Raw genomic sequence first — 14,929 nt, forward strand, 5'->3', positions numbered from 1 at the left:
GAGCCCCCTCCGCCTTACCGCGACAACCTGATCGTTATTCTTCCAAATGCAGAGTATGCAATGAATCCGGCGCCGATACGCAATGCAATGACGGTGGATGTGGAGGATTATTTCCAGGTCTCCGCTTTTGCTCCCTACATTCCAAGGGAGGCATGGCCTTCCATAGCCTGCCGGGTCGAATCGAACATCGACCGCATTCTCGCACTGTTGGATAATGAAAATCCTAAAGCGACGTTCTTTACATTAGGATGGATCGCCGAGCGCTACCCGGCCATGGTCAGGCGCATTGTGTCAAATGGCCATGAACTCGCAAGCCATGGATGGGCCCATCATCGAGTGTCTGACCAGGCACCCAATGAATTCCGGGATGACGTTACCCGGAGCAAAGCCCTCCTTGAGGGTATCGGCGGGCAGGCCGTGCTCGGTTACCGGGCACCCAGTTTTTCCATAGGGCGTCATAACCAATGGGCGCTGGGTGTGCTCGAAGAGTCCGGCTACCGCTACAGTTCCAGTATCTACCCTGTGCAGCACGATCATTACGGCATGCCGGATGCCCCTCGCTTTGCTTATTATCCGCATGGCAACGGCGGGTTACTGGAACTGCCGATAACCACGATGCGCCTGTTCAGCCGTAATATTCCGGCCGGCGGCGGCGGTTACTTCAGGCTTTGGCCCTATCCAGTATCAAGGTGGTTTCTCCAGAGGCTGAACCGGCTGGAGCAACGCTCTGCCATCTTTTATTTCCACCCTTGGGAAATAGATCATCAGCAGCCGCGACAGAAGGCCATCAGCATCAAAACGCGCTTCCGCCACTATTACAATCTGCATCGTATGGAAGAAAGGATCAAGGCCCTGACCCGCGACTTCAAGTGGGATCGCATCGATCGAATATTCCTGGATTAAGGCGCATGAGCTGCATGAATGAGATACCCCAGGCCGACGGTAGGCTTTCCTTTCAGGCGTGCGTCCCATCTGTACATTTGCTCGAACCGCAGCATGCGCAAAGATGGGACGAGTTCGTTATCTCCGCCTGTACGGAAGCGACGTTCTTTCACCGCGCTGGCTGGCAAACGGTCATCGAACGCGCCATGGGGCATAAGACCTGGTTTCTCTACGCAGAATCAGAGGGCGTTATTCAAGGTGTACTCCCTTTGGCTGAGATCAAAAGCGTTCTTTTCGGCCACTCCTTAAGCTCGCTTCCATTTTGCGTGTATGGCGGGATCGCCGCCATCTCGGAATCGGCGCGCGAAGTACTGGACCGCGCGGCCCAAGCGCTTGCTTCACGGCTGAAAGTGGACTACCTGGAATACCGGAATTTGAAGGCATTTCATTCCGAATGGCCCGCGAAGGACCTCTACGTCACGTTCCGAAAAGAGATGGCGCCGGAACCCGAAGAAAATATGCAGGCTATCCCGCGCAAGCAGCGCGCAATGGTGCGAAAGGGTATCAAGGCCGGGCTGGATAGTGTCTTGGACGAGGACATAGAACGTTTTTTTTCGGCCTATGCAGCGAGCGTGCACAGGCTTGGGACGCCGGTATTTTCCAAAAAGTATTTCCGGTTGCTAAAGGAGACTTTCGGGCAGCATTGCGAACTCATGATCATTACCACAGGTGGGCGTACCGTCAGCGGCGTGATGAGTTTTTACTTTCGCGATGAAGTTCTGCCTTACTACGGAGGTGGCACACCCGAGGCGCGTGAAGTTGCGGGAAATGATTTCATGTACTGGGAGTTGATGCGCCGCGCTTGCGAACAAGGATACAGGATCTTTGATTTCGGCCGCAGCAAGCGCAACACCGGCTCTTTCGATTTCAAGAGGAACTGGGGATTTGAGCCGCAACCACTACACTATGAATACCAGTTGCACCGTGCCGGAGCAGTGCCGGATCATAACCCGCTCAATCCCAAGTACCGGATGTTCATCAACGCCTGGCAAAAGCTGCCGCTGCCTGTGGCGAATCTTATCGGCCCTCACATCGTAAGAAATCTGGGCTAGGCCGATGGAAGAACTCCTTTATCTCGTTCATCGGTTCCCTTATCCCCCCAACAAGGGCGACAAGATAAGGTCCTACCACCTGCTCAAGCACCTGAGCCAGAGCTACCGCATCCATCTTGGCACCTTTGTTGATGACGAGAAAGACCTGGAATACGTCGATACGGTCAAGGCGCTGTGCGAGGAGACCTGCTTCGTCAATCTTCGCCCTACCGTTGCTCGTTTACGCAGCGCTTACGGCCTGATTTCCGGCCAGCCTCTTACCGTGCCTTATTACGCTGACAACCGATTCCAGAAGTGGGTAAACAGTGTGCTCGAACGCCACCCCATCAGGAACATACTGATTTTTTCCTCTGCTATGGCGCAGTATGTGACTCACGCGAACCGGGCACGCCGCGTCATCGACTTTGTAGATATCGATTCGGACAAGTGGAAGCAATATGCGGCTACGGCAAGATGGCCCATGAATTGGATATATGCTCGGGAGTCCAAGTTACTGCTGGATTACGAAAGTCGAATAGCGCAAGACTTCCACTGCGCGACTTTCGTTTCAGAGGCAGAGGCCGGTCTGTTCAGGCAATTGGCGCCAGAAGCCGCAAGCAAGGTATTTCATTTCAATAATGGCGTAGATTCCGATTATTTTTCACCCGCAAACAATTATTCCAATCCCTATCCTGGCGGAATTAATCCTCTGGTGTTTACCGGCGCCATGGATTACTGGGCCAACGCCAACGCAGTAGAGTGGTTTGCACGCGGTGTCCTGCCACTCATCCAGGCGTCGGTGCCTGAGGTTGAGTTTTACATTGTCGGCGCACGCCCGACCTCGGCAGTGTGGGCTCTGGATAGCCTCCCGGGAGTGACCGTGACCGGATCAGTGCCGGACGTGCGGCCTTATCTGGCCTACGCAGCACTCGCTGTAGCGCCACTACGTATTGCTCGCGGCGTTCAAAATAAAGTGCTGGAGGCCATGGCTATGGAAAAAGTCGTTGTCGCATCCCCCCAGGCCGCGAAGGGAATATCCGCTATTCCCGGCGAGGAGTTGCTGGTTGCTGATGACGAGAGCGAGTTTGCCGACAGGGTTATTGCCCTTCTGCGAGCCGAGTCCCAGCTGAAACATGCTATTGGAGAGGCCGCCAGGGCCCGAGTTCTCGCAACATATAATTGGGAGAAAAATCTGGAGCGAATCACCGCGCTTTTATCCCAGCCACCGGCCACCCATACAACAGCGGAATTGCCGGGCTATATGCAGAATAACTTCGGATCTGCCGGAGATGGTGTCGCATGAGCGCGCACTCACCGCGAGAGCTTCCCCACCATTCGGTAACGCTGGGCCAGCAAAATGTAAAATTCTCGGCAGTGCTCACCATCCTTGCGGTGGCCGCGCTTCTGGGTATCTATTACAAGACCACCTGGTCTATGGTCGAGATATGGGAACGGTCCGACACTTTCGCTCATGGTTTTCTGATCTTTCCCTTCAGCGCATACCTGATCTGGGGGCAACGCAAATATCTCGGCACCTTCTCTCCTCAGCCCAATCTTCTCGGTCTACTGGTGCTTGCCTCCTTGGGTTTCAGCTGGTTGCTCGCGACTCTCGCCAGTGTTCTGGTGTTCGAGCAATTTTTTCTGATAACCATGATTCCAGCGGTGGTATGGACCATTCTGGGGAGCTCGATAGTCCGGGCACTCGCCTTTCCACTGACGTATCTTTTGCTTGCCGTACCGTTTGGCGACGCGCTGATTGCTCCCCTGATAGATTTCACCGCCGACTTTACCGTAAAGGCATTGCAATTGACGGGCATTCCGGTTTACCGGGAGGGAAGTTTTTTTACCATCCCGAGCGGGAACTGGTCTGTGGTTGAAGCCTGTAGCGGCTTGCGCTATCTGATCGCTTCTTTTACCCTGGGCACCCTCTATGCCTACTTGACTTATCGAAGCCTTGCGCGCCGACTGGCTTTCATTGCACTGTCGGTAATCGTGCCGATCATTGCCAACGGCATCAGGGCCTATCTGATTGTAATGACCGGCCATTTGAGCGACATGACCTTGGCGGTAGGGGTCGATCACCTCATTTACGGCTGGATCTTCTTTGGTTTTGTGATGATGTTGTTGTTCTGGATCGGCTCGTTCTGGCGTGAGGATGACGAAAGAGATGTTGTTGCCGGTTCGCGGCAAGGCCGTATTGCCAACAGTAGCGTGGGTTCGCCCAAAAGCGCTGCTATCGCCGCAAGCGGAATCCTTGCCGTCGCGTTTATCTGGCCTTTATTTGCAGTTTATCTGGATAACAGTTCCCAGGGGAATCTCGACCGGGAAATAAAAATAGCGGAGATCTCTGAGAGGTGGCGGAGCGGCCAGGATCACGTTTCCGATTGGAAGCCTATATACGTTGGAGCGACTGCCGAACTGAGGCAAAGCTACCGGCACGGTGCAGATTCAGTAGGCCTCTATATCAGTTATTACCGCAATCAGCAGCAGGGCGCTGAATTGATCAGCTCGCAAAATGTGCTTGTACCCGAGTCCGGGTCACATTGGCGCCATATCAGGGAAGACACTCAAGACGTATCCTTTCGTTCCGTTCAAATGGGTTTGAAGCAGAATCGGCTGGACTCGCCTTCAACAAAGTTGCTGGTATGGAGGTGGTATTGGCTCGGTGACGAAGTTACTGCCAATCCCTATCTGGCCAAAATGATCCTCGCGAAGAGAAAACTTCTGGGCAGGGGCGATGATGGAGCAGAAATCCTGGTTGCCGCACCTTACGAAGAAACACCGGATGAAGCTGTCCCGGTTCTTCGGGATTTTATGAATGAGATGCTGCCGGCGATAACCAGGGCTCTCGAGCATGCATCCAGTCGCTAGCCCCCTGCCCGGTGGGACCAAGGACATTGGCCAGGCGCCGCTGGTCGTACATGTCATTTATCACTTGGGAGTGGGTGGGCTGGAAAACGGACTTGTCAACTTGATCAATCATATCCCACCAGACCGTTATCGCCACGCGATCATATGTCTGAAAGGTTATTCGGATTTCCGTCGCCGAATCGCAAGGGAGAATGTGGAGATCGTCGCGTTGCACAAGCGCGAGGGGCACGATCTTGCCGTTTACATTAATCTCTTCAAAACCCTCAGGCGTCTGAAACCCGATATCGTGCATACTCGCAACCTCGGCACGATGGAGGGCCAGGTCATTGCCGCGATTGCCGGCGCGCGGGTAAGAGTGCACGGGGAGCACGGCCGGGACGTGTTTGATTTGTACGGGAAAAACCGCAAATATAATTTATTGCGGAAAGTGATCCGCCCGTTCGTAAGTCATTTCATTGCCGTCAGCAGGGACTTGGAAGGCTGGCTCGCCACCACCGTGGGCGCGCTGCCCAATCGAATCAACCAGATCTATAACGGCGTTGATAGCACGCGTTTTCACCCGCGCGACCGAACGCAGGATCAGGGCACTCATTTAACGGATGTGCCGGCAGGATTTTTTGCGAGAAACGCGTTTGTCATCGGCAGTGTGGGCAGGATGACAGACGTGAAAAATTTTCCCAGTCTGGTTCAGGCCTTTCTGCTGCTACTGAAAGAGGTTCCGGCGGCCCAAGTGCAACTGCGCCTCCTAATCGTAGGCGACGGAAACTCGCGGCCAGAGTGCCTTGAGATGTTGCGTAGCGCGGGCGTCGAGGCGCTTGCCTGGCTGCCTGGTGAGCGCGCTGACATACCGCAACTGATGCGCGCGATGGACGTGTTTGTGCTCCCCTCGTTGGGTGAAGGCATTTCCAATACCATACTTGAGGCGATGTCCACGGGGCTGCCCGTAGTGGCAACCTCGGTAGGCGGAAATGCGGAACTGGTCGCGGATGGCGTCACCGGGATACTCGTCCCTCCGGATGAGCCGGATGCGATGATGAGAGCGATTTTACGGTATTACCGAAACCCGGATATGCTCGCAAGTCACGGCCGAGCCGGGCGGCAACAAATCGAGACGAGCTTCAGCATCGAGGCGATGACACAAGGCTATATCCGTGTCTACGACAAGGCTCTGGGCGTATAGCGGAAGATTCGAAAGGGAAAGCAAATCGCATGTGTGGAATCGTTGGGTTATTTGATACGCGCGGAAAAAGAGAAATCGAGCGCCAGCTGCTGGCGAGGATGAATCAGATGCAGGTTCACCGCGGGCCGGATGAGGGAGAATTGCACACAGAGCCTGGTATCGGATTCGGTCATCGTCGACTCTCCATTATGGACATTTCCAGCGGGCAACAGCCACTGTTCAACGAGGATGGTACAGTGGTTGTCGTTTTCAACGGCGAAATTTACAACTTCGAGGAGCTTGCCAAGGAATTGAGCGCCGCGGGTCATGTGTTTCGAACTCACTGCGATACGGAAGTCATTGTGCATGCGTGGGAAGAGTGGGGCGAGCAGTGCGTGGACCGCTTCCGGGGGATGTTCGCCTTCGGCCTGTGGGATCGGAACCGGGGGGTGCTGTTTCTGGCCCGCGACCGGCTCGGCATCAAACCGCTTTACTACAGCCTGCTTAAAGACGGGATGTTTATTTTTGCTTCGGAACTCAAGGTCCTGCTTGCTCACCCTGGCTTTGCCCGCGAATTGGATCCGCAAGCGATAGAAGAATATTTTGCTTATGGTTATGTGCCCGAACCAAAGACCATATTCAAGCAGGCTTTCAAACTGTCTCCCGGGCATACCCTGAAATTGCGCACTGGGCAAAGCATGGCGCGTCCGAACCAATACTGGGATGTGCCATTTATCCCGCACCCGGCGATGAGTCTGCAAGAAGCGGAGGAAGAGCTGGTTGTCCGGTTGCGCGAATCGGTAAAGATACATCTCATGACCGAGGTGCCGCTGGGTGCCTTCCTCTCGGGAGGGGTCGACTCAAGCGCCGTAGTGGCCATGATGGCCGGTCTTATGCCAGAACCGGTCAATACATGCTCGATCTCGTTCGGAGATCCTGCGTTCAATGAGTCCCAGTACGCACAGAAAGTAGCTGATCGTTACGGGACCCATCATTATGTGGAGCAGGTGGACCAGGATGATTTCGACCTCATAGACAGGCTGGCATTTCTGTACGACGAGCCGTTTGCCGATAGTTCGGCCATGCCGACTTACCGCGTGTGCGGGCTCGCAAGAAAGCGTGTAACTGTCGCCCTGTCGGGGGACGGCGGCGATGAAAACCTGGCTGGGTATCGCCGCTATCGATGGCATCTTTATGAAGAGCGTATGCGCGGCATGCTTCCGCTCGGACTTCGCAAGCCCTTATTCGGCCTCTTGGGAGGGATGTATCCAAAGGCCGACTGGGCGCCAAGGTTTTTACGCGCGAAATCCACTTTCGAAGCGCTTGGCCGTGATTCGGTCGAAGGATACTTTCACGGTGTATCCATTATGAAGGACGGCATGCGCCAGCGCTTGTTCAGCCCCTCCTTCCAGCGGGACCTGCAAGGTTACAAAGCGGTCGAGGTGCTTCGCCAGCATGCGGCTAAATGCCCCGCGGAGGACGCGCTGTCCCGCGTGCAATACCTTGACATGAAAACTTACCTCGTCGGCGATATTCTCACCAAGGTAGATCGCGCCAGCATGGCTCATGCCCTGGAAGTGCGGGTACCGCTGCTCGACCATAACCTGGTCGAGTGGATATCCGGGCTTCCAGCGTCGTTGAAACTTCAGGGGCATGAGGGAAAATATATTTTCAAAAAGTCACTCGAACCTTATTTGCCTAATGACGTGCTTTACCGCGACAAGATGGGGTTTGCGGTTCCGTTGGCAAGCTGGTTTCGCGGCCCGTTACGCCAGAGATTGAACAATGCCCTGATGGACCCGGTTTTGTCCGATAGCGGCTTTTTTAACAGTAGCGTTATTAAGGAGATGCTGGATCAGCACCAGTCAGGCCGGCGCGATCATAGTGCGCCGCTGTGGACATTACTCATGTTTCAATCGTTCCTGCGCAACGTTCTCTACGGCGAACAGCCGCGTTCGACCAACAAAAACCTCAAGGTGGCGTAAAGATGCATGAGGGACACATAGGCGGGCAAGCAAAGACTATAAAAGAAGCGAAATGCCGCTGGGGCATTTATGGTCTTGCCGCAGCCTCGTTGCCTGCTTTGGTTAACGTGAGATAACGGCTGAACCGAGGTCCTGATGCTGGATGTTTTCCTTACAGTTGACGTAGAGGTATGGTGTGACGGCTGGGATAATATCGACGCCAAGTTTCCTGACGCGTTTAAGCGTTACGTCTACGGGCCAACGTCTAAAGGTGATTATGGATTGCCATTTCAATTACGGTTGTTACAGGAGCACGGTCTTACTGCGGTTTTCTTTGTTGAGCCTCTTTTCGCGACCCGATTCGGTTCGGCGCCCCTGGCGGAAATTCTCGGTCTGGTGCGCCAGCCGGCTCATGAGATACAGCTTCACCTGCATACGGAATGGGTTGACGAATCGACGGAACCCCTGCTTGAAGGCATTACAGGTAAAAGGCAATTCCTGCGCTACTTTTCTCTACAGGAACAAACGGTACTCATCCGGGCAGGGGCAGAATTGATTGAATCCGCTGGCGGGGGGAGCATAAACGCGTTTCGTGCCGGCAGCTTTGGTTTCAACAGAGAAACACTCAAGGCGCTCTCAATAAACCGCATCGCTTTCGATAGCAGCTATAACGCTAGCCTGTTCGGGCCGGATAGCGGAATCAGCCCCGAAATTCCGCTGGTGGAACCCATGGAATGTGAGGGCGTTTACGAGTATCCGATGACGGTTTTTCAGGGCGGCACCCGCAAGCTACGTCATGCTCAAATTACGGCATGTTCGTATCGCGAGATGGAAGGCCTGCTCTGGCAGGCGCTGGAGTCGAGACGCAAGGCATTTGTCATTCTCTTCCACAACTTCGAATTTCTGAATCGCAGCATGGATGGCCCGGACGATATCGTGGTCGCGCGCTTCCGCAAACTATGCTCGTTTCTGGATCGCCATCGGGATTGTTTTCGAGTTCGGGGTTTCCGCAATTTGGCTCCCGCCCTGGTACCTTCACAGCCCGCTCCGCTCACTTCGCCACTCTGGAAAACCGGCCTGCGAATGCTGGAGCAAGGCCTGCGTGGAGGGTTTCGTTGAGCCAGAGTTGGAGCTGTCGCCCGGTGCCCATCAAGATACGGCTGGGGGATAAGACGCTGCTTGCGCCCGAGCTATGGTTACAGGTCCGGGAAGTATCGCTGGATGATGAGGTTCCTCCCGTGGCAGAGCCGGAGCCCCCGACAGAGGCCCTTCCAGCCGATAGCCAGGGTTTTCTGATACGATCGCTGGGTGTTGTCGGCAGGCAGCCAGTTCTTCGAAAACAGCAAGGGTTCCTATGTTACGTGCCCTCCCAGTACGCGCGTTATTACATTGACATGCGCCAGTCATTCGACGAGTACAAGAACAAATTTTCGTCGAAGACGCGCTCAACGTTGAATCGCAAGGTCCGGAAATATGCGGAATACTGCGGAGGAGGGATCTCCTGGCGGGTTTATAAGGCCCCAGAGGAAATGCCCGAGTTCTATAAATTGGCTCGCGCTGTTTCCAGAATTACATATCAGGAAAAGTTGCTGGATGCGGGGTTGCCGGATACGGCGGAGTTTCTGGATGAGGTGGAGCGGCTCGCTCGAGAGGGACGAGTGCGCGGCTTTATCCTGTTCCATCAGGGTCGGCCGGTCTCGTACCTCTACTGCCCAATCGATAATGGGGTGTTGATCTACGCGTTCCTTGGGTACGATCCTGCCTACATGAATTACTCGGTTGGCACGGTTTTGCAGTGGCTTGCACTGGAGCATTTATTTGAGGAACGTTCGTTCCGCTTCTTCGATTTTACCGAAGGTCAATCGGAGCACAAGAAACTATTTGCTACCCATAACATTCAATGCGCGAACGTTTTTTTTCTTCGTACCAGCTTACGCAACAGTTTTTTGCTACACAGTCAAAAAGCATTCGATGATTTCAGCAAATCAATCGGTGACACGCTTCATCAGCTCGGTATAAAAACGATGGTCAAAAAATTGATTCGATCCGGCGGGTAAAATAACACCCACGTTAAAATTTTCGCGAAGTAATGGAGTTACAGGTACAGCAGCGTTTACGGGCTGCTCAAATGAGTCTTGAATAATAATGCCTTGAACGGTAAGGACAGTATGGCCATCAAAGAATTATTAAAAAAGGTAGTAGATGCCGAATGGGTCGCTCGGGTAATAGAGGTGATGGATCGCCGGTCAGATAATCGGATGACCGAACTTGGAATGCTGGGCCAGGCCTTTGAATTTGCAAAAATTAATCAGGTCCCGGGAGATTATTTGGAGTTCGGGTTGTGGCGAGGAAAAACATTCGGCTACGCACACCGGATGATGCGCCGTTACCGCCGGCGCGACATGAAATTATGGGGCTTTGACTCCTTTCAGGGATTGCCTGATATCGGGGAACATCCCGACAATATCTGGTACAAGGGACAGTTCGCCTGCACACGACCGGAATTTGAGGCAATTCTCCGTGCTCGAGGGTTTGAACCGGAAGAATACGAACTGGTGGCGGGTTTTTACAGCGAGAGCCTGAACGACGCGACACGGAGGCGATTCTCGGGACGCAACGCGGCGATCATCTACGTTGATTGCGATCTATACGATTCTACAATTCAGGTGCTTGATTTCATCCAACCCTATCTCGTCAATGGTTCCATCATCTGTTTCGATGACTTCTACAACTACAAGGGGGATCCTGAGCAGGGCGAACAAAAGGCCCTCGCGGAATTTCTGCAAAAACAGGCGCGCGTTCGCGTCATTCCCTACATGGACTATGCTCCGCTTGGAAAATCGTTTATTTGCAGGATAACCGGGTAGCCGGCTAAGCCGCTAGCGTGAGCCATGTTCGAATTCGATAAATACGAGGAGCATCTGCATGTGGATCGGGGGCTTGCTCCGGCATCCACGTATGATCCCGTTGATGACATTGCAAAAATGTCTTTGCTCATGTGGGGGGAGCATTGCGTGGAGTGCGCGGCGCCGAGCTGTTTCACCTCCTGCGATCTTTATCAAAGCAGGCCGGACAGCCGCTGCAGACGCCTGGCCTACGGAATGTACCGCAACCGCAGCTTTCCTTCTGCTCGTGGTTATGGAGCAGAGGTTGCATTCAAGAAGTGGGGCAAAATCGAGGCGCGCGGAAACACCTTGATGCTGCCTGCAGGCGCGGCTCTTCTTATCGAGCGCATGATCAGCTTGTCCGCCCCGCTTGCCAATGTGTTCGGAACATGGATGTACCGGCTGACACGCGACAGTCGCTGGTCGTATCTGGAACAGGCGCTTCTGGAACGTTTCGGCCGCTGGCTACACCGAAGGAATTCCATCTCCAGGCAACAGCCTGACGTCTTCCTGCTCGAAGTCTACAATCCTATGGATGTGCCTGTGCGCATGCAACTGAATATGATGGTTGGGGCAGGGATAAGCAAGGCTTTGCATGCCGGGACACGTCCCCCTCCTTTCAGGTCATCGGTTATCCTGCCACCAGGATACTCCCGCCATGAATTCGGGCGCGAACACTTTTCAAAGGTCACCGATAGCGGTCTGCCGTTCGATGTCAACATCATCCCCGATGGCGAAGGCGTTGCGCGCGTCGTATTTCTTACTGCCGATTTTGTCGTTCACCGCAAGGTTGCAACCATTGCTAATCCCGGTCAGCTGAAGATCAAGTGTGTGGTGTGGGATCTCGACAATACGATGTGGAATGGCATATTGCTTGAGAACGAAGCAGTGGCTCTGCGGCCGAATGTGCTTGAGCTGCTTCGTTTCTTTGATGAACGGGGGGTTTTGCTGAGTATCGCCAGTAAGAACGACGAGCCGAGTGCTTGGAGACGTCTGGAAGAGTTAGATATAGCGGGCTTTTTCCTGTATCCCCAGATTAACTGGTTGCCAAAGAGCGAGAACATCAGGCTCATTGCAGAGCAGCTCAATATAGGTCTAGATACTTTCGCTTTTATTGACGACAACCCATTCGAACTGGAAGAAGTATCTCGCGCCCTTAAGGGCGTTGCCTGCGTGGACGCAGCTGATATCGATCAGCTATTCTCAAGCCCACGCTATCAGGGTACCGTCAGCGACGAGGCCAAGAAACGCAGCCAGTTTTACCGGGAGGAGTTCGTGCGCAAGAAGAGCGCGTCCCAATTTGGTTCGGACTACCTTGCGTTTTTGGCATCGTGTGGAATAAAACTGTTCGTGGATCTTTATGCCGACGATGATCTTGACCGTGTGTCTGAACTCGTCCAGCGCACCAACCAGTTGAATTTTTCCGGACGCAAGTACCTCAGGAGCGAGATACTCCCCATTCTTGCGGATAACGAGGTCAGCAAATACGTTCTCCGGTGTACTGACAATTATGGTTCTTATGGCGCGGTGGGTTTTTGTCTTGTACGGTTCTCCGAGGAGGAAATACGCGTTGAGGATTTCATGCTCTCTTGCCGCGTGCAAGGAAGATTTATTGAACAGGCTTTCTTCAATTACCTGGTGAATGGGCTGGAAGGTCGGAAGCCGCAGAGCCTGTGGGTCAACTTCCAGCCTACCGGGCGCAATATTCCGGCCCAGCAAGTGCTCGAAAGCCTGAATTTCGTCCCATACTCATCAGGTAAGGGGCTGTGTCTTGATCTGACGTGTCACACGCTCGAGTGCGATTTTATCTCGGTGCAGTCCTCGCCTGCGCAGCAGGAAAGCCAGAGATAGTCAAACCCGCCATTGGGGATCGACTGGGCTGCTGGAACCGGCACTTTATTGATCTGAGGTCGGGAAGTGCGAGGGATGCGAGGGCGTATGGCTTGACCCGGTTGAGTCCTGCAAATACTCCCGCGCAATCCGATCATGCCGTGGGGCCAGGATTACCCAACGCCATAGCGGACCTTGTACCATGACGATGGCTGCGAGGAGACCGCTATAAAGTATGGCATATCGAACGATTAGCTCACCCGTTCCGGCAAGATTCTCACGGTTGCTACTCAGCAAGAACTGCAATGCGGAGAAAACCTGGCCGTACTTGACGATGATCTGTTCCAGGCCGAAATGAAGTGCCAGGTATGCTGAAACTCCAGCGCCTAGCACCCACATGGTTGCTTTGTCTGCCCGCACTGCCCCAAGGGAAAACGCCAATGCGACCTTGGTTCCGCCAAACAGCAGCAGTACGAGGGCGGAGCCAATGAGCAAAAAGGAGCCTAAGCTGCCATTGTTGGCTATTAGCTCAACCAGATTATCGGTCGATGCCTGCGACACGACGACATAATACGAAACCGGCACAACGAGGCAGGCACCAATCACCCACCCCAACAGCGAAGTTTTGGCATCCGGGAGTATTCCGGTTGCGGCCAAGATGCTGCCTGCGGTGGCCGCTACGCTCCAAATGCAGAACAATGCCAGAAAACGCCCGAGCAATTCCCATTTCCACGGCCATCCCAGCACGGGCGACCCGACAATATCATGGATGCTTTCGCTTGGCACTGCGGATACGATCAGTAGCCACGCGACCAGACCGTGCAGCAATACCAGGGGCAGAAAGCTGAGCAGGTACATTCCTCCTCGCGTCAGCCAGCGCGCGATGAATACGGGAAAACCGATCGACCAGTAAAAAAGCGTTGCAAGTAATACCAGTGATCTAAAGGGGTGCCCCTGGTATACCAGTTCGCGGACATTGTATGGGGTAAGTTCTGACCGCGTAACGAGCCATGCAATAGCAACCCATATCGCCATTCCCAGCGCAATGGAAGTAAGAGTGCGTCTACCGCTCATCTTTGCAGTGGTCACTGCGGTATCATCGAGCTGAGGCAGGGTTGTTTCTGCCACCGGTTCGACTTGGGGCTGGTGGCGCTGCACGACGCCTAATGCCCAGCCAACCAGCATCAGTAGTATCGGTTCTGTCACATCGGCGGTACGGCCCAGCAATGCCATCTGACTCAACTCGATCAAGCACGACCATATAACCAGCCCGACTATGGTCTTTCTCGTATCCATCCCATTTTTATGCCCAAGCCATAGCAGAGCCGTATAAATGAATAACGATCGAACCAATCCGTGCGCACCGGATTCCATGGATCCATGAAGCATGGTTGCGAAAGGAATGATATTGATCGTTCCACTACGGGTAAGGAAGAACGGTGTAATTTCAATTGCAGTCCAGGCTATCAACATTAGCCAGAACGCCGCTTCAAAAATTCTTCTGGAGTGGCCGAGTCGGAGCATTGAAGCGAACAACACGTATCCAGCAACCATGCCAACCAGGGCCGATGCGTCCAAATACAGATTCACGACGATAAGCTTTGCAGCAAGAACTACAATGAGCGCGCCCCCCAACCATAAAGCAGGCTGCGCTCTCAACGCCATCAAGGCCGTGCCTGCCGCCACTACGCCGGCTGCATGCATCAGGCTCTTGGGGAGGCTGAAGTTAAACTCGAGCAATGGCTTTAACGCATCCTTGATTTTTTGCCAGTCCAGCGTTGGTGCAAGGGGCAACGATTCGTTAAGCAGCCACAACACTAATATGGATAGCGGTATAAGCGTCAAATAACTCAATGAGTGGGCGCTAGTGTGTACCCGCTTTGCCACAAGATTCGCCGCGATCATGCCTGAGGCCATACCGACCATGTTCCAGAGTACATCGGCAAGGGCCGCGGTACGCGACGGCAGCCAGACTTGCGCTAACTGGAGGGCGAGCGAAAAGATGAACGCCAATAAAAGCGCTACGCCAAAATGAGTACCCTTGGGGCGCCTGCTCGATGAAAATAAAACAGCTGCGATTCCAAGTGGAAAAAAGAGCGCGATATTCCCCAGCACATCTCCAATCGAAGTAAACCAGGTGAAATTCGTCAGAAACGCCTGGAGAGTACCTGCCCGTGGCGCCGAAAAATTGCCGGGATACAACGACCCATAGGCGATTAACAGCAGGATGACCGAGAGAATCCGCAT

General features: G+C 53.9%; 11 protein-coding genes. 10 read left to right on the forward strand and 1 reads right to left on the reverse strand.

Features of this window, described 5'->3' with window-relative positions:
- Positions 1-87: 87 nt before the first annotated feature.
- The 10 genes from C8R31_RS10790 (at position 88) to C8R31_RS10835 (ending at position 12,703) form a co-directional block, all read left to right on the forward strand.
- Positions 88-903: an XrtA system polysaccharide deacetylase gene (locus tag C8R31_RS10790; RefSeq protein ID WP_107694175.1), complete on the forward strand. Its 816-nt coding sequence runs from the start codon at positions 88-90 to the stop codon at positions 901-903.
- A gap of 14 nt (positions 904-917) precedes the next feature.
- A complete protein-coding gene (locus tag C8R31_RS10795) occupies positions 918-1,994 on the forward strand; it encodes a FemAB family XrtA/PEP-CTERM system-associated protein (protein WP_258192672.1) in 1,077 nt (358 codons plus the stop codon).
- Positions 1,995-1,998: 4 nt separating this feature from the next.
- On the forward strand, positions 1,999-3,276 hold the full coding sequence (locus tag C8R31_RS10800) for a TIGR03087 family PEP-CTERM/XrtA system glycosyltransferase (protein WP_107694071.1): 1,278 nt from the start codon (positions 1,999-2,001) through the stop codon (positions 3,274-3,276).
- Entirely contained in the window at positions 3,273-4,844 is a 1,572-nt protein-coding gene (gene xrtA, locus C8R31_RS10805; RefSeq protein WP_107694072.1) for an exosortase A, read from the forward strand. The genes C8R31_RS10800 and xrtA overlap by 4 nt, the downstream gene beginning before the upstream one ends.
- A complete protein-coding gene (locus C8R31_RS10810; RefSeq protein ID WP_107694073.1) occupies positions 4,828-6,024 on the forward strand; it encodes a TIGR03088 family PEP-CTERM/XrtA system glycosyltransferase in 1,197 nt (398 codons plus the stop codon). Before xrtA ends, C8R31_RS10810 begins: the two co-directional genes overlap by 17 nt.
- A 29-nt stretch (positions 6,025-6,053) precedes the next feature.
- A complete protein-coding gene (locus C8R31_RS10815) occupies positions 6,054-7,988 on the forward strand; it encodes an XrtA/PEP-CTERM system amidotransferase (RefSeq protein ID WP_107694074.1) in 1,935 nt (644 codons plus the stop codon).
- A 135-nt stretch (positions 7,989-8,123) separates the two neighbouring features.
- Positions 8,124-9,086, forward strand: a complete 963-nt coding sequence (locus C8R31_RS10820) for a polysaccharide deacetylase (RefSeq protein ID WP_107694075.1) — start codon at positions 8,124-8,126, stop codon at positions 9,084-9,086.
- 23 nt (positions 9,087-9,109) lie between these two features.
- Positions 9,110-10,024, forward strand: a complete 915-nt coding sequence (locus C8R31_RS10825) for a GNAT family N-acetyltransferase (protein WP_258192673.1) — start codon at positions 9,110-9,112, stop codon at positions 10,022-10,024.
- A 111-nt stretch (positions 10,025-10,135) separates the two neighbouring features.
- Positions 10,136-10,834 (forward strand): TylF/MycF/NovP-related O-methyltransferase, encoded by a 699-nt coding sequence (locus C8R31_RS10830; RefSeq protein WP_107694077.1) that lies wholly within the window; start codon positions 10,136-10,138, stop codon positions 10,832-10,834.
- A 24-nt stretch (positions 10,835-10,858) separates the two neighbouring features.
- Positions 10,859-12,703, forward strand: coding sequence for an HAD family hydrolase (locus C8R31_RS10835; RefSeq protein ID WP_107694078.1), 1,845 nt, complete (start codon positions 10,859-10,861; stop codon positions 12,701-12,703).
- Positions 12,704-12,748: 45 nt separating this feature from the next.
- Here the strand turns inward: C8R31_RS10835 and C8R31_RS10840 are convergent, their stop codons facing one another.
- The gene (locus C8R31_RS10840) at positions 12,749-14,929 is read right to left on the reverse strand and encodes a VanZ family protein (protein WP_107694079.1); all 2,181 of its coding nucleotides are present in this window, start codon (positions 14,927-14,929) and stop codon (positions 12,749-12,751) included.

This window comes from Nitrosospira sp. Nsp2 (genome assembly GCF_003050965.1).
In the GTDB taxonomy this organism is placed as follows: domain Bacteria; phylum Pseudomonadota; class Gammaproteobacteria; order Burkholderiales; family Nitrosomonadaceae; genus Nitrosospira.